The organism is Arminella tubonensis, assembly GCF_003240585.1.
GTDB lineage: Bacteria > Pseudomonadota > Alphaproteobacteria > Rhizobiales > Rhizobiaceae > Rhizobium > Rhizobium tubonense.
In genome coordinates, this window is record NZ_PCDP01000001.1 from 92777 (window position 1) to 112438 (window position 19662).

18 protein-coding genes and 5 tRNA genes are annotated in these 19662 nt (G+C 59.4%); 9 read left to right on the top strand and 14 right to left on the bottom strand.

Going from position 1 to position 19662, the window contains the following annotated elements:
- Nucleotides 1-2: 2 nt before the first annotated feature.
- From rplK to CPY51_RS00540, 7 genes are all read right to left on the bottom strand, one after another.
- The gene (rplK, locus tag CPY51_RS00510; RefSeq protein WP_111158105.1) at nt 3-431 is read right to left on the bottom strand and encodes a 50S ribosomal protein L11; all 429 of its coding nucleotides are present in this window, start codon (nt 429-431) and stop codon (nt 3-5) included.
- A 145-nt stretch (nt 432-576) separates the two neighbouring features.
- A complete protein-coding gene (nusG, locus tag CPY51_RS00515; protein ID WP_111158106.1) occupies nt 577-1107 on the bottom strand; it encodes a transcription termination/antitermination protein NusG in 531 nt (176 codons plus the stop codon).
- Between the two features lie 18 nt (nt 1108-1125).
- Nucleotides 1126-1326, bottom strand: coding sequence for a preprotein translocase subunit SecE (gene secE / locus CPY51_RS00520; RefSeq protein ID WP_111158107.1), 201 nt, complete (start codon nt 1324-1326; stop codon nt 1126-1128).
- A gap of 194 nt (nt 1327-1520) precedes the next feature.
- Nucleotides 1521-1596, bottom strand: a tRNA-Trp gene (locus CPY51_RS00525).
- A 422-nt stretch (nt 1597-2018) separates the two neighbouring features.
- Complete coding sequence (gene tuf / locus CPY51_RS00530; RefSeq protein ID WP_111158096.1) at nt 2019-3194, bottom strand: elongation factor Tu; 1176 nt, start codon at nt 3192-3194, stop codon at nt 2019-2021.
- 255 nt (nt 3195-3449) lie between these two features.
- A tRNA-Gly gene (locus tag CPY51_RS00535) sits at nt 3450-3523 on the bottom strand.
- Nucleotides 3524-3548: 25 nt separating this feature from the next.
- Nucleotides 3549-3633 (bottom strand) — tRNA-Tyr (locus CPY51_RS00540).
- A gap of 239 nt (nt 3634-3872) precedes the next feature.
- Between CPY51_RS00540 and rlmB the strand changes: the two genes are divergently transcribed.
- Nucleotides 3873-4781 carry a 23S rRNA (guanosine(2251)-2'-O)-methyltransferase RlmB gene (gene rlmB / locus CPY51_RS00545; protein ID WP_111158108.1) on the top strand — a complete coding sequence of 303 codons (909 nt, stop codon included), beginning with the start codon at nt 3873-3875 and terminating at the stop codon, nt 4779-4781.
- A 42-nt stretch (nt 4782-4823) separates the two neighbouring features.
- Complete coding sequence (locus CPY51_RS00550; RefSeq protein WP_111158109.1) at nt 4824-5516, top strand: AprI/Inh family metalloprotease inhibitor; 693 nt, start codon at nt 4824-4826, stop codon at nt 5514-5516.
- Between the two features lie 27 nt (nt 5517-5543).
- Here CPY51_RS00550 and CPY51_RS00555 read toward each other — a convergent pair whose 3' ends face one another.
- Genes CPY51_RS00555 through CPY51_RS00565 form a run of 3 tightly spaced genes read right to left on the bottom strand, consistent with a single transcriptional unit; the run spans nt 5544 to nt 6500 of the window.
- Nucleotides 5544-5756 carry an alkylphosphonate utilization protein gene (locus CPY51_RS00555; protein WP_111158110.1) on the bottom strand — a complete coding sequence of 71 codons (213 nt, stop codon included), beginning with the start codon at nt 5754-5756 and terminating at the stop codon, nt 5544-5546.
- A 57-nt stretch (nt 5757-5813) separates the two neighbouring features.
- Nucleotides 5814-6116, bottom strand: coding sequence for an MliC family protein (locus CPY51_RS00560; protein ID WP_111158111.1), 303 nt, complete (start codon nt 6114-6116; stop codon nt 5814-5816).
- 36 nt (nt 6117-6152) lie between these two features.
- The gene (locus tag CPY51_RS00565) at nt 6153-6500 is read right to left on the bottom strand and encodes a DUF6694 family lipoprotein (RefSeq protein WP_111158112.1); all 348 of its coding nucleotides are present in this window, start codon (nt 6498-6500) and stop codon (nt 6153-6155) included.
- Nucleotides 6501-6795: 295 nt separating this feature from the next.
- Between CPY51_RS00565 and CPY51_RS00570 the strand changes: the two genes are divergently transcribed.
- A tRNA-Thr gene (locus CPY51_RS00570) sits at nt 6796-6871 on the top strand.
- A 70-nt stretch (nt 6872-6941) separates the two neighbouring features.
- On the opposite strand, the gene CPY51_RS00575 is transcribed toward CPY51_RS00570, so the two are convergent.
- Nucleotides 6942-8186, bottom strand: a complete 1245-nt coding sequence (locus CPY51_RS00575; RefSeq protein WP_111158113.1) for a D-arabinono-1,4-lactone oxidase — start codon at nt 8184-8186, stop codon at nt 6942-6944.
- A gap of 232 nt (nt 8187-8418) precedes the next feature.
- Between CPY51_RS00575 and CPY51_RS00580 the strand changes: the two genes are divergently transcribed.
- From CPY51_RS00580 to CPY51_RS00600, 5 genes are all read left to right on the top strand, one after another.
- Entirely contained in the window at nt 8419-8667 is a 249-nt protein-coding gene (locus CPY51_RS00580; RefSeq protein WP_111158114.1) for a hypothetical protein, read from the top strand.
- A 282-nt stretch (nt 8668-8949) separates the two neighbouring features.
- The gene (locus CPY51_RS00585; RefSeq protein WP_111158115.1) at nt 8950-9186 is read left to right on the top strand and encodes a CrpP-related protein; all 237 of its coding nucleotides are present in this window, start codon (nt 8950-8952) and stop codon (nt 9184-9186) included.
- Between the two features lie 51 nt (nt 9187-9237).
- A tRNA-Thr gene (locus CPY51_RS00590) sits at nt 9238-9310 on the top strand.
- Nucleotides 9311-9463: 153 nt separating this feature from the next.
- A complete protein-coding gene (locus tag CPY51_RS00595) occupies nt 9464-10237 on the top strand; it encodes an NAD kinase (protein ID WP_111158116.1) in 774 nt (257 codons plus the stop codon).
- A 32-nt stretch (nt 10238-10269) separates the two neighbouring features.
- Nucleotides 10270-10800 (top strand): hypothetical protein, encoded by a 531-nt coding sequence (locus tag CPY51_RS00600; RefSeq protein ID WP_420820650.1) that lies wholly within the window; start codon nt 10270-10272, stop codon nt 10798-10800.
- Nucleotides 10801-10876: 76 nt separating this feature from the next.
- On the opposite strand, the gene prfB is transcribed toward CPY51_RS00600, so the two are convergent.
- The 3 genes from prfB to CPY51_RS00615 form a co-directional block, all read right to left on the bottom strand.
- Nucleotides 10877-12008, bottom strand: a protein-coding gene (gene prfB, locus CPY51_RS00605) for a peptide chain release factor 2 (RefSeq protein WP_195909377.1) whose coding sequence is annotated in 2 segments (ribosomal slippage) — nt 10877-11938 and nt 11940-12008 — 1131 coding nt in all. Because the reading frame shifts where the segments join, the coding sequence is not laid out codon by codon here.
- Between the two features lie 102 nt (nt 12009-12110).
- Nucleotides 12111-14573: a penicillin-binding protein 1A gene (locus CPY51_RS00610; RefSeq protein WP_111158118.1), complete on the bottom strand. Its 2463-nt coding sequence runs from the start codon at nt 14571-14573 to the stop codon at nt 12111-12113.
- A 256-nt stretch (nt 14574-14829) separates the two neighbouring features.
- Nucleotides 14830-16011: an N-acetylmuramoyl-L-alanine amidase gene (locus tag CPY51_RS00615; RefSeq protein ID WP_244598400.1), complete on the bottom strand. Its 1182-nt coding sequence runs from the start codon at nt 16009-16011 to the stop codon at nt 14830-14832.
- Between the two features lie 723 nt (nt 16012-16734).
- On the opposite strand from CPY51_RS00615, the gene CPY51_RS00620 reads away from it, so the two are divergent.
- On the top strand, nt 16735-19566 hold the full coding sequence (locus tag CPY51_RS00620) for an Rne/Rng family ribonuclease (RefSeq protein WP_111158120.1): 2832 nt from the start codon (nt 16735-16737) through the stop codon (nt 19564-19566).
- The last annotated feature ends 96 nt before the right edge of the window (nt 19567-19662 follow it).

The window sequence follows — 19662 nt, forward strand, 5'->3', positions numbered from 1 at the left end:
TCTTAACCCACCACTTCCAGGCCCATGGAGCGGGCAGAGCCCTCAACCATTGCCATTGCGCCTTCGACGTCGGCTGCATTCAGGTCCTTCATCTTGGCCTGAGCAATCGTGCGAACCTGATCCATGGTGATCGAGCCAGCCTTGGTCTTGCCAGGCAGCTTCGAACCAGCCGTGATCTTCGCTTCCTTCTTCAGGAAGTAGCTGACTGGCGGCTGCTTCATGATGAAGGTGAAGGACTTGTCCTGGTAATAGGTGATGACGACCGGAATCGGCATGCCCTTTTCCATTTCCTGCGTAGCGGCATTGAACGCCTTGCAGAATTCCATGATGTTTACGCCACGCTGACCAAGCGCAGGTCCGATTGGCGGGGACGGGTTTGCCGATCCTGCCTTGACCTGAAGCTTGAGCTGGCCTGCAACTTTCTTAGCCATATCTCTCTGCCTTTCACTGCTGACCGGTTACCCGGTCGTTGATGCCGGATCACTCCGGCGGCTGCGGTTGCGTGGTGCGGCTCGGGGTCCGGCTAAGGCCCCTTCCCTCCCACGCGCTGTCGCGGCTCGAAAGCCGCGATCCCAGTCAGACCTTTTCGACCTGACTGTATTCCAGCTCGACCGGCGTAGCGCGGCCGAAAATAGATACTTCCACCTTGAGGCGGGACCGTTCTTCATCGACATCCTGCACGGTGCCGTTGAACGAGGCGAACGGGCCATCGGAAACGCGGACCTGCTCGCCGATTTCGAAGGAGATCGAAGCCTTCGGCCGCTCGACACCTTCCTGAACCTGACCGAGAATGCGATCAGCCTCACTATCCGGGATCGGAACGGGCTTATTGTCTGAACCGAGGAATCCTGTGACCTTCGGTGTATTCTTGATCAGGTGGTAGGCCTCGTCCGTCAGGTTGGCACGTACCATGACGTAGCCCGGGAAGAACTTGCGCTCGCTATCGACCTTGCGGCCGCGACGCACTTCAACCACCTTCTCGGTCGGCACCAGGATCTTCTCGAAAAGATGAGAAAGACCTTTCTGCCTGGCCTTCTCCTCGATGGATTCGGCGACCTTCTTTTCAAAATTAGAATAAGCGTGGACGATGTACCAACGTGCCGCCATCTTCATCTCCACTCAATATCAGTTGCCGGCATGCAGCACGTAGCCGAGGATCCAACCGATAAGCTGGTCCGCGGCGAAGAAAAACACCGAAGCAAATACCACCATGACCAGAACCATAATCGTCGAGATCATCGTCTCGCGACGGGATGGCCATGTGACTTTCGCCGTCTCGGAGCGGACCTGCTGCAGAAACGTAAACGGATTCGATTTGGATGCCATTGACTGCCCACGCAATTACGGCGCGTAAAGCTGAACAAGTCAGCCCCACGCACCGCGTGTCTGTTGAACCCTACATAAACATCGATTCCCAATTTAACAAGAGGGAATCGAGGCTCCGCGAAATTTGCCACTATTGCGGCAGGCCCCAATTTGCGTAGCCGCGAAGCAACCGCGCTTAAGCAAACCGGAGAAAATGGCAGGGGCAGCAGGGCTCGAACCTACGACCTGCGGTTTTGGAGACCGCCGCTCTACCAGCTGAGCTATACCCCCACACGCTGCGACCGTCGGTGCCCTACGCGTTTCAGCGGGGCATCTTCCGGAAGCATGGCGCTCCCTTTAAGACGGGACGCCATGAATGGCAAGTGCGTTTTTCGATTTTTCCAATGCGGCACGACTGGCAGATGGACCTGAGCGCATCTCGCCAAGACATGCTGGTGTTTGCCGACCGGAATCCGCGGTTCCCGGCGTTGGAAATGGCCAGCTCCTGCCAGTCATCGACCGCCCAGAGCTCTTGTCCCCGATTGGTGACCTAGCATCAATGTCGATGCGACTCGTGGCGGAAGGAAGCTGAGCGGCGGAGATCTCCTCCCCGCCCTTACCGACCTTCGGACCATCTTCTCCATCACACCGCGAATCAACGAAAATGGGCCCCGCCGTTTCCAGCGAGGCCCTCAATCGGAATGATCCGATAATTACTCGACGATCGAAGCGACGATGCCGGCGCCGACGGTGCGGCCGCCTTCGCGGATGGCGAAACGCAGCTTTTCTTCCATGGCGATCGGCACGATCAGTTCGACGGCAACGGTGACGTTGTCGCCAGGCATGACCATTTCCGTGCCTTCAGGAAGCGAAACGATACCGGTCACGTCAGTCGTACGGAAGTAGAACTGCGGACGGTAGTTCGTGAAGAACGGCGTATGACGGCCGCCTTCTTCCTTCGTCAGGATGTAGGCTTCAGCCATGAACTTCTTGTGCGGCTTGACCGAACCCGGCTTGCAAAGGATCTGGCCACGCTCGACGCCGTCACGGTTCACACCGCGAACCAGAGCGCCGATGTTGTCGCCGGCCTGGCCCTGATCGAGCAGCTTGCGGAACATTTCAACGCCGGTGACCGTCGTCTTCGAGGTCGGGCGGATGCCGACGATCTCGACTTCTTCGCCAACCTTGACGATGCCACGCTCGACGCGGCCGGTCACGACAGTGCCGCGGCCCGAGATCGAGAACACGTCTTCGATCGGCATCAGGAACGGCAGGTTGATCGGACGCTCAGGCGTCGGGATGTAAGCGTCGACCGCTGCCATCAGTTCGCGGATCGCGTCTTCGCCGATCTTCTTGTCCGAATCTTCAAGTGCGGCCAGAGCCGAACCCTTGATGATCGGGATATCGTCGCCGGGGAAGTCGTAGGACGACAAAAGTTCGCGCACTTCCAGCTCGACGAGCTCGAGAAGTTCGGCGTCGTCGACCTGGTCGACCTTGTTCAGGAACACCACGATGGCCGGAACGCCAACCTGACGGGCCAGCAGGATGTGCTCGCGGGTCTGCGGCATCGGGCCGTCGGCTGCCGAGCAGACCAGGATCGCGCCGTCCATCTGGGCAGCACCGGTGATCATGTTCTTGACGTAGTCGGCGTGGCCGGGGCAATCGACGTGCGCGTAGTGACGGGCCGGCGTTTCATATTCGACGTGTGCCGTCGAAATGGTGATGCCGCGCGCCTTTTCTTCCGGTGCAGCGTCGATCTGGTCGTAACGCTTGTACTCGCCGAAATACTTGGTGATCGCTGCCGTCAGAGACGTCTTGCCGTGGTCAACGTGGCCAATCGTGCCGATGTTAACGTGCGGCTTGTTGCGCTCAAACTTACTCTTTGCCATTTGAATGCTTCCTGATGAACGTAGGATTGGTGACCCCGGCGAACCGGTTTAGTGCCGCCGTTTAAGGCTTTCGTCGCCATAGCGCAAGACTTAATTGCAGCCCCTGTTATTACCGTACGGCAGGCGGTCGCGCACGAAGTGCACGTGGGACGCCGAATAGTTTCGCCGATTTCGCCGACTGTTCCGAACGGACGTGGAAGCGTCTTTCGGTTCAGGCACTTAGATAGGCATGAGGGATGATTTATTCCAGTGCACTGGAGCGGGTAGCGGGAATCGAACCCGCATATTCAGCTTGGAAGGCTGCTGCTCTACCACTGAGCTATACCCGCGGGTGCAAAAGATCCTGAGACGGAATGGTGGAGGGAGTTGGATTTGAACCAACGTAGGCTGAGCCAACGGATTTACAGTCCGTCCCCTTTAACCACTCGGGCATCCCTCCAGATTCCATCCGGATCTTGCGACCAAGTCTGATCTTTCGATCAAGCCAGTATGATCTTTCGATCAACTGCAGCAGACCGTGACGCTGCCGCCTCGATCTGCGCCGCGTATATGACCGCCCCACTTCATCCTGTCAACATGATGCCACAGCAAAAATGACGAAAAAATTTCAGTCGTTGCGGAAAGCCGCGGGATAAAAGAAGGGCTATGCGCTTTCGGGCTCGGTCGGTATAAAGCGGCATGAGCAAAGACAAATCCCCAGGGCCTCCAGCCCCCGAAAACCCCGTAGGCGATCACTCCAGCAAGGACACGCATTACGCGACGCTGAGGCGCGCCCATCGCGACGCCAAGCGTGAGCGCGGCGAGATCCCGACGCCCGTGCCGCAGAAGCGCAAGCGAGGCGGTGCCGACGACTGGAAGCCGCCGGCGCTTGCCCCCGACCAGGTCCAACTCTACGGGCTGCACACGGTTCGCGCCGCGTTAGACAATCCGGAACGCCAGATCATCAAGCTTTCGGTGACGCAGAATGCGCTGGTGCGGTTGGAGATCGGCCCGGTCGACCAACTCGGCTATCCCGTCGAGATCGTTTCGCCGCAGGACCTCGACAAGGTGCTCGGCCCGGACGCCATCCATCAGGGCGTGATGCTTGAGACGCGGCCGCTGCCGGTGCGCCGGCTGGCCGCGCTGAACGACAGTCCGTTGCTGCTGGTGCTCGACCAGGTGACCGATCCGCACAATGTCGGTGCCATCATGCGCTCCGCCGTCGCCTTTGATGCAGGCGCAGTCATCACCACGATGCGCCATAGCCCGACCGAATCGGGCGTGCTGGCAAAATCGGCTTCGGGGGCGCTCGAACTCATACCTTATATACAGGTCACCAATCTGGCCGATGCGCTTGGCGAACTTCACAAACTCGGCTTCGTGACAATCGGCCTTGATTCGGATGGTCCGGCAGCGCTTGAAGGCACGTTCTCGGGCAATAAGATCGCACTGGTCCTCGGCTCCGAGGGCAAGGGATTGCGGCAGAAGACCCGTGAAACGGTCAATACCCTCGCCCGCCTCGAAATGCCCGGCGCCATCAAATCGCTGAACGTTTCGAATGCCGCCGCAATCGCCATGTATGCGGCACGTTCCTTTCTGAAGATATAGCGGCGCTGGGATTCGAGCGGCGGCCGATTGGGAGAACTCGTCTTGATCCGTTCGCTCACCTTCCTTGCGATCACCGTCGGTGCGATCACTCTTGCCGGCGCCGGGCCTTCGCTTGCTGCCGACGCCGAACAGGTCAAGGCGCAAGCCGGCTCATGGCTCGTCGCCCCGGAGAATGGGGCGAAAGGTTGCCACCTCACCTTCGAGACTGGAGAGGCCGCCGGCGGCCACCCCATCACCGGGGGGCAGACATGCGCTGCCGCACTGCCTGACCTTGCCGGCGCCACCGCCTGGAATATCGGCGATGACGATATGCTCGCGATCATGGACGCGACCGGCAAAGTCCTGCTCCGCTTCGGACAGGAAGAGGGCTCACCCTGGGAAACCGCCGAAGGCGATCCCATCTGGCTGCTGCCGGCGCTCGGGGATGTAGATCATGTTCCTTCGATCGAAAGCCTCGTTGGGACATGGCAGTTGCAGCGCCCGGGCGGCGAGGCTCTCTGCCAGGTGGCGCTGCTTGCCGACAAGGACGAGGACGGCACCGCCAAGATGTCGCTGACGGACGGCTGCCCCTCCTCCATCACGGATATGAAGCTCAGCCTCTGGGCAACGGAGGGATTCGGGCTGGTACTGATGGGAAGCGAAGGAACCGCGCTGTCCTTCGACATGAATGCCGCCGGCAATTTCGATAAATCGAAGGAAGACGGCGGGCAGCCCCTGCTCCTCATCCGCCAGTAGCCCGACCCGGCAGCGCCCCGCAAGGGCTCACGCCTTTTTGAGGAACTCGGTCCGCAGCACCAATCCCTTGACCTTTTCGACGCGGCACTCGACCTCGTCTGGATTGTCAGTCAGGTGAATGCCCTTGACGAGCATGCCGCGCTTCAGCGTCGTCGACGTCCCCTTGACCTTCAAATCCTTGATCAGGGTGACGTTGTCGTTTTCCTGCAGAATCGCGCCGTTCGAATCCCTGACTTCCATTGTCCCTGCCTCACCTATCTCATATCGCGACTGGCATAGGCGATAGGCACAAAAAGCTCAATCCGCTGCCACGCAATTAACCGGAACCTTCCGGCCGACAGTCCACGTCGCATCCCTACCCTTGCCGCGCAGGTCGTAGCGACCGGACGAATACCAAATGCCCGATCCGGCAATACGCTGTGGCAAGCTGAGCTTTTTTCCGTCCGATAGCGTCACGAAGGCCACCCCATCGTGAAAACGGACGGAGAAGTGGCTGCCGTCCTCGCAGCTGTAGCGGGCCGTTGGATCGGCGGCGAAGGACGACTGTGCTAAAGAGGCTGCGGCAAACAAGGCGCCAACGATAATTGATTTCTGAAGCATAATGATTGCCCCCACGAGGATGGCGCCGAAGTCAGTTCAATTGGCGCGCAGCAGCGGGCTTTTCAGCAGCTCCCGGCCCCGCGCGACGATCTCGTCCTTGGTCATGCCGTTGAGCGTCGTGTGGGCCGCCTTGATCGCCGGATTGATCAGCGATACCAACGCAGCCCCTTGGGCATTCGCCGCCGGCGGGTAATGCGCCAGCACGATATTCATCAGGCCGCGCTTGTAGGGCTCCCTCTCCTCAGGCGTCAGGCTCTTGGCAATGGCGCTCATACTCTTTGCAAAACTCGCCTCCGAAGTGCCGTCGATACGCAACTCCTCGGCGGACGCCGCCACAACGTTGAAAGCGAACAGGAAAGAAAACGCAAACTGCATCAGTTTCATCATGTGTTCCCTCGGCTCAAGTTGCCTTGATTTATTCCGCGCCTGTACCCCGTTGTCGATAGACCTAACTTGAGCATGTCGAAATATTACTCCATCGTTACTTTTTGAACATAGGGTCATGCGGCGTTTCAGTGCCTGACGTTGCGTAAATCTGTCGAATGTCGTCGCAGCAATGACGTTATACAACGCAGACCCGAGGCCCAACGTCAGACACTGGAAAAACTTGCCGCTCACGTATCGCCGAGGCGAATTTTGGCTTTACACAAGCTCAAAATATGGTACTTGGCGGCACCAAGCCCTTGTAGCTCAGTTGGTAGAGCACCTGATTTGTAATCAGGGGGTCACGAGTTCGAACCTTGTCGGGGGCACCATTTTTCAAACGCGATTGACATCGCGCCAACAAATACACCCCGCCGCTGGCGGGTTTTTTTATGCTTATCTCTAGTTGAACAACTGCGTCAGGTGATCGTTGAGGTAAACGCCCTGCGGATCAAGCTTGCGGCGCAAGGCGCGGAACTCGGCGGACTTGGGATAAATGTCAGTTACGTCGTCGCTTGTCAGGAAATGCAGCTTGCCCCAGTGCGGTCGCGAACCGAAGCCGCGCAGGATGGCGTCGACGTCACGCAGATAGGGCCAGTAATCCGTGCCCGGCTCGCCGGAAACCGAGACCGTTACGCTGTCCTGCTCGAAGAACGGGCTCATCCAGGCGTTGTCGCCGGCGGTGAACCGATATTCGATCGGGTAGATGCATTCCGGATATTTCTCCAGCATCAGCTTGCGGACTTCCTGGACCGCCTGCTTGCCGTAGGCGACCGGGACCGCATATTCCAGCTCGTGGAAATTCGGGACATAGACGATTGGATAAATCTCAGAGCTGTATGCAATCTTTTCGAATTCGGTTTCCATCGGCGGCCGATCGGTGATGTCCATGATCTTCATCTCGCAGACATCGGTGGTTTTTCCCGACTTCGATGTCGCAGCCGTGTCGGGCAGGCAGTAGCAGTGACGGCTTCGCTCCGTCGGGCACCAGAAGAAGCTGAAATGGCGATGCTTGGCGGCGAGGTCGTCATGCATTTCCATGCAGGCGTCGAAATCCTCCCTCCAGATCGTCTCATGAAGATTGTATGTGTCCATCAACTGAAGCGTGAGCTCGGAAATCACCCCGAGCGTGCCGAGAGAGACCCGGCTTGCGCGCAGCAGGTCCTGATTGTTCTCGTCCACCGTCAGAAGCTCGCCGTTCGGCTGAACAAGCTTCATCCCAACGATCGAGGAGGCCAGATTGCCCAGCGTGCTGCCGGTGCCGTGCGTCCCCGTGGTGAGAGCGCCTGCGAGTGCCTGGGAATCGATATCGCCCTGGTTCACCATCGACAGGCCATTCTCCTTGAGAACGCGGCCTAACTCGTTGATCGTCGTGCCAGCCGATACCGTGACCCGGCGCGCCTCGCGGTCGATGTGGCGGACACCTTTCATCCGCGACAGGGAAAGAAGCAGCCCGCTGGTGATGGCGACCGGTGTGAAGGAATGGCCCGAACCGACGCAGCGTACGTTGAGGCCCTGAGAGACAGCCTGCGCTACCATCTCGCAGAGTTCGGCCTCGCTGGTCGGCTCACCCCGGTACCGTGTAATGCAAGACTGGTTGCCAACCCAGTTTCTCCAATGTCCGCCCTGATCGAATACGTTTTTCATCAGCTTACACCCCCCAATTTTATCTCGAGCGTACATCGCCGATGCTGACAATATAGCTAGGAAAAGCCAGGGCAAGTCTCGTTTGACTGGAGCACAGCTACTCCGCCTTTAGTCCAGACCCACTAAAGTCGCAGCGCCACTCTATCGCCAGGCCGCTACCTTGACACCTGGCTCTTCTATCCCACATTGCCGCCGAGGCTCTCACCAAACCGGCTGAGACTGCGAGGATCCAATGACTTCAGAACTAGATCAGGCAATGACGCAATTCGTACAAACGGCTGCCATGCATGTGCTGGAGTTCGATGCGGATGCACGAGAAGAGTGTTTGAGTGGATTGCACGAAAGCTGGGTGGATATCGGCAAGCAATCCGGCATGGACGACGCGGCAGCGCATGAGCATGCAGACATGCTGGTCGATTTCACGCGCGATATGGTGTCCGCGATCGAATTGAGCGGCGGCGCAGTCGGTGGAAGCGCTTAACTTGCACCTTTAGAAAAGTTGGATGCTGCCTGAACCAGGGATCCCGACAGGCAGGGAAATGTACGCGCCACCGTTTCGGACGAGCGGACCTGGAACTTTCCTGAGCCCAAATTCGTTGTTGGGATGGCCCCTTGGTCGGGACCAGAGACCGCCGCATTTGTCACCGCGCAAGCGGGGGCGGATCGGCGGTCTCACTATTTGAACCCAAAGTTGAACCCTAGCGCATTCTTGCCACCGTCCGATCAATGTCCATATTGTTTGGACAAAGCGGAAGCGGCTGAGATGAAGACCGACTGGGCAGATATCGAGCGCATGGGCGCAACGGCCAGAGCGAACGGCAACAGCCTGACGGATAACCCGTTCCTGAGCGACGCCAAAGAGCCGGCGAGCACAATCGCTGACTGGGAAGCCAGGCGCGACACATGGATTCTCGGCTGGACGCTTGAAGATGCCTTCCGGCGTCAACGCCTCTCGAACCCGATATCGGGCGCATCGACCGAGCCGCGTAAACCATATTAGCACTATCGCATTGAGGCGACTTTAACTTTCCGCTAACCATGCAGCTGCGTTGCCCCCGTAGCTCAACGGTAGAGCACCTGAGCAGTATTCAGGAAGACCTGGGTTCGAATCCCGAGCGGGGGCTCCGCGCACTTCCTGTCCAGCCGGCGTTGTCAATCGGGGCTGAATCAGTGCTTTCGTTCCAATTTCATGAACACATTAGACCGCCGCCGCGCAAAACGGCTTGTCGCACAAGGCAATTATCCTTTACCTAGAACAACGTTCAAAAGGACATTGCATGCCGCGATCTTTTCACTCCCTCTGCTTCATCGCTTCCCAGACTCCAGAAGCGTGTGCCGCCCGCGAGGAGTTGATCGCGCTCTACGGCCAGGCGCCGCAGGAGGAAGCGGACGTGATGGTAGCGCTCGGCGGCGATGGTTTCATGCTGCAGACGCTTCACAGCACGATGAATTCCGGCAAGCGCGTCTACGGCATGAACCGCGGATCCATCGGGTTTCTGATGAACGACTACCGGGTGGAAAACCTACCCGATCGGATAGATGCCGCAGTCGAAAATGCATTTCATCCACTACAGATGAAAACGACGAATGCCGACGGCTCGACGTCGATCGCGCTGGCGATCAACGAGGTCTCGCTGTTTCGCCAATCGTACCAGGCGGCTAAGCTCCGCGTCGAAGTCGATGGATTTGTGCGGCTCGAGGAATTGATCTGCGATGGTCTGATGGTGACGACACCGGCCGGCTCGACTGCCTATAATCTATCGGCTCACGGGCCGATCCTGCCGCTCGACGCGCCGTTGCTGGCCATCACCCCTGTCAGCGCCTTCCGGCCTCGCCGCTGGCGCGGGGCGTTGCTGCCAAACAAGGTGACCGTCGATCTTACGATCCTTGAACCTGAGAAGCGGCCGGTCAACGCCGTCGCCGACAATGCCGAGGTGAAATCGGTCTTGAGTGTCCGTATCGCCCAGACGGAGGACACCACCGCGCGCATCCTTTCCGATCCGGATCGCTCCTGGTCGGACCGTATCCTGGCGGAGCAGTTTTCCGATTGAGCGCGCTAGGTCCGATATCAGGTGAGGACGCCGTGGGGAAACGCATCAAAGCCGTTTCCATTGCCGCCTCCCTATTGATCGCCTCCATCGCGGCGACGAGCGCATCGGCTCAGGAAACCGCGGTTTTGCCAGCAACGATCCTCTATTCGACCAGCACAGGATATTGGCAGGACGACCCGGCCGGGCCGGCGGAAGCGCCGCCTGACGCACAATCCCCTGCCCCTTCACCAGCAGCAGGCCCGGTGCAAAAGCAGGCACCGCGTCACGGCTACTACAAGCTTTTCGCTGTCCGGCAAGCTGACAGGACGTCCAAGGTCTATCTCCAGCAGATCGTCGCGAGCGAGGATGCGCCGCAGGTGCTGTCGACCACGGAGCTGCCTGAGATCACCGCGCTGAAAGCCTATGTCACTGACATCCGCCCGGAAAACTCCGGTGGCATCATCAGGGAGCCAGGCCTGTTCGCCATGGTCTTCATCAAGACCGATCCCGATGCGGACGCGGAAGTCTGGAACGTGATGCTGGATGAGCTTGGCGAAGTGACCGTGGAAAAAGCCTCCAACTGAGCCTTTTAGTGGGGATGTCAGCAGAATCAAAAAAGCCCCGTCACCGGGGCTTTTCGCTATTTTATCAGCTGGTATTCTAGTCGATGTCGTCAGCTGCCGCGTCTGCGGCACCGCTGATGCGGTGTGCCAGCGCTGCTTCCATGAACTCGTCGATGTCGCCGTCGAGGACATCGCCGGGTGCCTGGCTGGTAACGCCGGTGCGCAGGTCCTTCACCATCTGGTAGGGCTGCAGCACGTAGGAACGGATCTGGTGACCCCAGCCGATGTCGGACTTGGAAGCGGCCTCGGCATTGGCCGCGTCTTCGCGCTTCTTCAGCTCGGCCTCGTACATGCGGGCGCGCAGCATGTCCCAGGCCTTGGCCTTGTTCTTGTGCTGCGAGCGTTCCTGCTGGCACTGGACAACGATACCAGACGGAATGTGTGTGATGCGCACTGCCGAGTCGGTCGTGTTGACGTGCTGGCCGCCAGCGCCTGACGAGCGATAGGTATCGATGCGGCAGTCGCTTTCGTTGATATCGATCTGGATCGAATCGTCGACTACCGGATAGACCCAGATGCTCGAGAACGACGTGTGGCGACGGGCGTTGCTGTCGTAAGGCGAGATGCGGACCAGGCGGTGGACGCCTGATTCGGTCTTCATCCAGCCGTAGGCATTGTGGCCCTTGACCAAGAGTGTTGCGGACTTGATGCCTGCTTCTTCGCCGTCATGAACTTCCAGAAGCTCGACCTTGAAGCGCCGACGTTCGGCCCAGCGGGTGTACATGCGCAAGAGCATGTTGGCCCAATCCTGGCTTTCGGTGCCGCCGGCACCCGAATGAACTTCGAGATAGGTGTCGTTGCCATCGGCTTCGCCCGACAGCATTGCCTCTACCTGCTGGCGTCCCGCCTCGGCCTTCAGTACCTTCAGGGCGTCTTCGGCTTCCTTGATGACGCCGGCGTCGTCTTCCTCCTCACCGAGCTCGATGAGTTCGATGTTGTCGTTGAGCTGGCGCTCCAGCGCACGTACGCCATTGATGCCGTCTTCGAGGCCCTGGCGCTCACGCATCAGCTTCTGCGCTTCCGCAGCATCGTTCCAGAGATTGGGATCCTCAGACTTGTTGTTCAGCCAGTCGAGCCGTCTTACCGCTTGATCCCAGTCAAAGATGCCTCCTCAGCAGGCTTATGGCCTGCTTGATTTCGTCGACAACATTCTCGATTTCCGCTCGCATTGCTGTGCTTCTTCGCCTCGATTTTAAGTGTTGCCCGTCAATAGATAGGCATGCCGCCGATGTAAAGCCCCGGCGGCACGGTTCGATGGGGATGTGGGCTGATCAGTAAAGGCCGCCGGCGCCCGACGTGACCGCCTGGTTGGCCTGGGGCGAGGTCTTGAGGATTTCCTCAGGCGCCAACTGCGTCTCTCCGCCGCCGATGACCGAATAGCTGGTCGCCGGCCCGGTGCCTGGCTTGAACACTTCGACGATCGAATTCGGGTCGCCGGGCTGTGCAGCCATGCCGGTCTTGCGATCGACGGCGGCCATGGTCATGCCTGCGGGCACGACGAATTTCTCCGGCGCTTCGTCCTTGGTGGCGGCCTGCATGAACTCATTGAAGATCGGCGCGGCTATCGAGCCACCCGTCGCGCCCCGGCCAAGCGTCGCCGGCGCGTCGAAACCGACATACATGCCGGCAACGAGGCTCGGCGTATAGCCGACGAACCAGGCGTCCTTCTCGTCATTGGTCGTTCCGGTCTTGCCGGCCACCTCGGTGTTCAGCTTGATCTTGCCGGCAGCCGTGCCGCGGATGATGACGCCCTGCATCATCGAGGTCACCTGATATGCCGTCATCGGATCGAGGACCTGCTCGCGGTTGTCGACGATGTTCGGCTCATCCTGGTTCTGCCAGTCCTGGACGTTGCAGCCGTCGCAGACGCGTTCCTCATGCTTGAAGATGGTCTTGCCGTAGCGGTCCTGGATGCGGTCGATCAGGGTCGGCTTGATCTGCTTGCCGCCATTGGCGAGCACCGAATAGGCCGACACCATGCGCAGGACAGTCGTCTCGCCGGCGCCGATCGACATGGCGATCAGCGGCTGCATGTGGTCGTAGATCCCAAAACGGTCGGCATATTCAGCAACCAGGTTCATGCCCATGTCGTTGGCAAGCCGAACTGTCATAAGGTTGCGCGAATGCTCGATGGCAAAGCGCAGCGTATTGGCTCCGCCGCCTTCGCCTTCGTAATTTTCCGGCTTCCAGACCGTGCCGTTGCTAAGCTGCATCTCGATCGGATCGTCGAGAATGACCGATGCCGGCGTATAGCCGTTGTCCATCGCCGCGGCGTAGACGAAGGGTTTGAAGGATGAGCCCGGCTGGCGCATAGCCTGCGTTGCGCGGTTGAACTCTGACTGGCCGTAGGAGAAACCTCCGACCATGGCGAGCACGCGGCCCGTATGAGGATCCATCGCGACAAGGCCGCCCTGAACCTTCGGCGGCTGGCGCAGGCGGTAGGCGTCGGAACCCGCATCACCGATCGGTTCGACGTAGACGACATCGCCGGCCGACAGCACGCCCGACGGCGACTTGGCGGTCTTATGGTCGCCTTCCGACGAACGATAGGCCCAGCGCATGTCGGCTGCGGCGATCGATCCACGCTTGCGTTCGGTCGACACCTTGCCGCCGCCGTCGACATCAGGTTGCAGGCCGATATCGACGCCCTGGTCGGAAACTGCGAGGACAACGGCGATATGCCACTCCGGTACGTCGCTCAGGCCCTGAACTTTCGCAAGCTCCTGTCCCCAGTCCTGGGCTGTCGAAATCTGCTTGATCGGGCCGTGAAAGCCGCGGCGCTCGTCGTAGGTCACCAGTCCATCCTGCAACGCCTTGCGCGCTTCGATCTGAAGCTGCGGATCGAGCGACGTGCGAACGGAGAGACCACCCTCGTAAAGGGTCTTATCGCCGTATTTGTCGATGATCTGGCGGCGGACCTCTTCCGAGAAGAACTCCGAGGCGAAGACCGAAGCGCCGCTCCGGCGGCCCGTGACGCCGAGCGGCTGCTTCTTGGCGTCCTCGCCATCAGCCTGGCTGACGTAGCCGTTCTCGACCATGCGATCGATCACCCAGTTGCGGCGCGCGATGGCAGCATCGGCATGGCGGAAGGGATTGTAGTTCGAGGGCCCCTTCGGCAGCGATGCCAGATAGGCCGTCTCGGCGATGGTCAGGTCGGTGACGGATTTGTCGAAATAGGTCAGTGCCGCACCGGCAATACCGTAGGCATTCAGGCCGAAATAGATCTCATTCAGGTAAAGCTCGAGGATCTTGTCCTTGCTATAGGCCTGTTCGATGCGGAAGGAGAGGATCGCTTCCTTGATCTTGCGGTCGAATGTCTGGTCGGACGAGAGCAGGAAGTTCTTGGCAACCTGCTGCGTGATGGTCGAGGCGCCGACCGGGCGGCGGCCGGAGCCGAAATTCTGGGCATTGACGACGACGGCGCGCGCGAGGCCGGTCAAATCCACACCGGGATGATTGTAGAAGTTCTTGTCTTCAGCGGAGAGAAAAGCCGCCTTGACCCGATCCGGAATAGCCTGGATCGGAATGAAGAGACGGCGTTCACGGGCGTATTCGGCCATCAATGCGCCATTGCCGGCATGAATGCGGGTGGTCACCGGCGGCGCGTAATTGGCAAGCACCTCGTAGTCGGGCAGCTCCTTGGAAACGATGCTCAGATAGATGGCACCGGCAGCCGCAACCCCTAGGAACAGGATGCAGCCCAGCCCAAAGAAATATCCAATCAGTTTGACCATATTGAAGCTACCGGTGTTTCTTTACTATGGCGCATGGGCGATACGTTACATACCGGCCGTTTTGCACGCTCGGAACCTTATTGCAAGACAGGAATGGCAACAAAGCCATCCCTTACATTGCCGCCCCATGATACTTCGCTGTAGCGGCGGGAATGTGAGCAAAATAGGGCTCTCAAGTCGCATTCTCCACTTCCTCCCCACCCATAAAGCCAAGCTGTTACAGGAAAGACACGGGGACCGGGTATCGAACGTACACTCAGCCACCGTTCGCGACAGTGGTGGCACGGTACTGCTTGACCGCATCGGTCAGGCGGTCGACGATCTTCTCTCGCCAATTATCGTCCAAAAGGAGCTTCTCGTCATCCTTGTTCGACAGAAAACCCAGCTCGAGCAGGATCGACGGGACGTCCGGCGCCTGGAGCACCCGGAAGCCGGCATATCGATGCGGGTTGTTGATCATCGAGATCTGGCCGTTGAACGAATTGAGCACGTCCTGAGCAAGCGAAATAGAGAAAGCCTGCGTCTCGCGTCGCGTCAGATCCATCAGGATGTCGGCCACGGCAGCCGGCTGAGCCGGCGCTTCGGCGCCGGCAATCTTGTCTGAATCGTTTTCGCGCTCAGCCACGTCGTTTGCGAGCTTATCCGAAGACTTGTCGGAGATGGTGTAGACCGTCGCGCCACGTATATCCTTCTGCTTCAGCGTGTCGGCATGCAGGGAGATGAAGAGCGCGGCGTGGTTCTGGCGTGCGATTGTTACCCGCTCCGATAGCGACAGATATTGATCGCTGTCTCGCGTCAGAAAAGCTTTTACGCCTGGCTGCTTGTTAAGCCGGTCCGCGAGGCTCTTGGCGAAGGCGAGCGTGATTTCCTTTTCGGGCGTCGTGCCGTCGCTGGCGACTGCGCCGGTATCAATCCCGCCATGGCCGGCGTCAACCGCAACGAGGAAATCGCTGGGGTTGGCGTTTTCGACCGGCGCCACCGGACCGACCTCCTTGGCGTCGTCGTCGCCTGTCCAGCTTTCCTTGCTGACCAGATCCGCAAATTGATCGGCGGGCATCATTTCCGCGTCGAGCACCAACCGGTGGCCCTTGCCGCTTTCATCCAGCTGCACCTTGGCGGCCACCATCTTCACCGGCTTGATTGCCGTCAGGACGATCCGGGCGCTGTCGGCGTCCATGGTGCCGTAGCGAATATCCTTGAAAAGACCGCGGGGCGCCAAGTCCTTCGCCGGAAAGCCGAAGGCCGTTGCCGGAAGATCGATGACGACACGCGTCGGATTGGCGAGATAGTGGACGGAAAATCTGGGCTCGCGATCAAGATCGATGACGATACGGGTGCGGGCATCGTCACCCGCAATGCGTGCACCATAAGCGAGGATGGGGTCAATTGCGGCGGCTGCCGAGGCTAGCGATGCGGATATCATCGCGATAGCGAACATGATAGCGGCAACCACTAGCGAAAACCGGTGTCCCCTCACGAAAACCATCCCTGCATATCGCATTCCCTTCAACAGTGGCCTGCCGCACCCCATATGCCTTCCAAGGATTTTTGCGAAGTCTAAAATAGAGATGGAACCGCAGAAAATCCGCAAATGGCACGAGCCTGTGGAAACCGTTGGGCCGCGAATCGTCGATGCCGCGGCCGCTTTTTGCTTCAGCCGAGAAATCCATCAATATTATGGCATACTTGGCTTTGCCCTTGCTATTGTGACAGATAAAACATACAACGCATTTTAGGGTAGAAGTGTTGACGGGACAGAGTCGCCGCAAAGGCAGCCACCACGAATTGGCGCCATAACCGGCAGTCGTCCGCCGTCTTACGAACTTTTATCCCACATACTGGATCCTGAACTTCCGGCAATTTGCAGGAATTTCATCGGTGGAAAGCCACCAAACGCTCTTCAGGAGCACATTCATCGGGCCCGAAATGGGGTCTAAGGCATTGTCGATCTCGCTTGGTTACGGATGTTGTCGCAGCAGCTTTTATCTGAAAAGAACAGGCCCCGGGGCACTCAATCCCCGGCTGTCGTCTGGCTGCTGACCGCTCAAGAAGACCAATCGCGACTTTCATTATCCGGCACAGCATTTGTGGGTTGCATCCAGTCTGTCTTTGAGACAGTCCGGGCCGACCTCTTACGGCTGCGCCGAGGAGCACAGCTTTCATGGCAGACAAAATGCTTATCGACGCGTCTCACGAGGAAGAGACGCGCGTTGTAGTCGTTCGCGGCAGCCGTATAGAAGAATTTGACTTCGAGTCCGAGCACAAGAAGCAAATCCGCGGCAATATCTACCTCGCAAAAGTCACGAGGGTAGAACCATCGTTGCAGGCGGCCTTCGTCGACTACGGCGGTAACCGGCACGGCTTTCTCGCCTTCGCCGAAATCCACCCCGACTATTATCAGATTCCGCTCGCGGATCGTCAGGCCCTGCTTCGGGCTGAAGCCGAGGATCGCCGCGACGACGACGTCGAGCACGTCGAAACCGCGTTCGACCTTGCCCATCAGGAACAGCCTGATGTCGGCATCGTGCCAAAGGACGAGCCTGTTGCCACTCCGGCCGAGACCGATGCTGTTGCAGCAGAACCCCTTGCCGCAGAAGCCGAAGCTCCGGTCAAGAAGGCAAAGCCACGCCGCAGCCGCAAGAAGGTAGTCGACGCCCCTGCCGCCGGGAATGCTTCCGATGGCGAGGCGACTTCATCGGCCGATAACGACGACGACGGCCCGGCCGGCGAAATGGCCGCCATGGTCGAGACCGACTCGATCTCGGAAGACATCGATATGTCCAAGCGTCGCGGCGACGACGACGATGATGACGACAATGGCGAAGAGGAAGTCATCGAATCCGTGGGCGCCGAAGACGCCATGGAAGAGGTGCCTGACCGCGTTGCGCGTCGTCCGCGCAAGCAGTACCGCATCCAGGAAGTCATCAAGCGCCGGCAGATCCTGCTGGTTCAGGTTGCCAAGGAAGAACGCGGCAACAAGGGCGCAGCGCTGACCACCTATCTGTCGCTGGCCGGTCGCTACTCGGTGCTGATGCCGAACACGGCACGCGGCGGTGGCATCTCCCGCAAGATCACCAACCCGCAGGACCGCAAGCGGCTGAAGGAAATCGCTCGGATGCTCGAAGTGCCGTTGGGCATGGGCGTCATCCTGCGTACCGCCGGTGCCAACCGTACCAAGGTCGAGGTCAAGCGCGACTTCGAATACCTGATGCGTCTCTGGGAAAACGTGCGGACGCTTACGCTGAACTCGACTGCCCCCTGCCTCGTCTATGAGGAAGGCAGCCTGATCAAGCGCTCGATCCGCGATCTCTACAACAAGGACATCTCGGAAATCATCGTTGCCGGCGAGGAAGGCTATCGTGAAGCGAAAGACTTCATGAAGATGCTGATGCCGAGCCACGCCAAGGTGGTTCAGCCCTACCGCGACATCCATCCGATCTTCTCGCGCTCCGGTATCGAGGCGCAGCTCGATCGCATGCTGCAGCCGCAGGTAACGTTGAAATCCGGTGGTTACCTGATCATGAACCAGACGGAAGCGCTGGTTTCGATCGACGTGAACTCCGGCCGTTCGACCCGCGAGCACTCGATCGAGGATACTGCTCTCCAGACGAACCTCGAGGCCGCGGAAGAAATCGCCCGCCAGCTTCGGCTTCGCGACCTTGCCGGCCTCGTCGTCATCGACTTCATCGACATGGAAGAGAAGCGCAACAACCGCTCCGTCGAGAAGAAGCTGAAGGAATGCCTGAAGAACGATCGCGCCCGTATTCAGGTCGGCCGCATCTCGCACTTCGGTCTTCTGGAAATGTCGCGCCAGCGCATTCGCGCATCGGTGCTCGAAAGCACGACCCAGGTTTGCTCGCATTGCGGAGGTACCGGTCTGGTGCGTTCGCAGTCGTCCGTCGCCCTGCATGTCCTGCGCGGCATCGAGGAATATCTCCTCAAGAACACGACGCACGACATCACCGTTCGTTGCACGCCGGAGACGGCACTTTATCTGCTCAACCACAAGCGCGGCACGATCGTCGACTATGAAAGCCGTTTCGGCGTTTCGATCATCATCGGTGCAGACAGCACCGTCGGCGCTCAGCACTTTGCGATCGATCGTGGCGAGCCCGTTGAAAATCCAGTGAAGATCGAGACCCTGTTCAACTTTGCCGCCATTCCGGAAGATGACGACGACGATGTCATCATCGAGATGGATGAGGACGAAGACGAAGAGATCGAAGAAAAGGCTGCCCCCGTCGAGCAGGCTGTTGTTCGCTCCGAAGGCGATGGCAATCGCAAGCGCAAGCGTCGCCGCCGTCGGCGCGGCAAGAACGGCCCCGGCGAAGGCCAGGGTACGCAGGATGCTGCCGGTTCGTCTGCCGAAGATGGCGATGACGACGCGGATGGCGATGAGGACGACAGCGAAGACGACAACGCAGCAAGCGCCACGCCTGCTGTAGCTGGTGACGACGAGCCGCAGAAGCGCAAGCGCCGCCGTCGCGGCAAGCGTGGCGGTCGCCGCAATCGCGATGAGAACGGCGAGTTCACTGCAGACGGTGAAAACGCAGGCAGCGAAGGCTCCGAAGGCGAGGATGCCGGTGAGGTAGATACGACACCAGCCGTCGTCGATGTCAGCGAAGTCGCAGCAGTTGCGGAAGCTGAAATCGAACCTGCCGTTGCCGCCATCGACGCGGTTGCGACCGTCGCCGACGATGTCAAGCCGGCCAAGCCGCGTCGCGGCCGGAAGCCGAAGGCCGATGCAGCACTGGTGGAAGCACCGGTTGCGGAGACAGTGGCTGCGGTCGAACCGGAGACGGTGACCGAGCTTGCGAGCGTCGCCGTCGTTGCCGAGAGCGAAGCAGAGGTAGAGAAGCCTGCCCGCGCAAACCGGCAGTCGAACGTCTCGTCGTCCGAGCCGGTGGTGAAGTCCACCCGCACTGCCGAGGCGACCGACAGCGACGGCAAGCCGAAGAAAGCCGGCTGGTGGCAGCGCCGCGGCTTCTTCTGAAAGATAATGTTCGGTGAAGACTGATCAGATCCGGCCGCAGCGATGCGGCCGGATTTTTGCGTTTGGCGGCAGACGGCAGGGCAAGCGCCCTCGTCC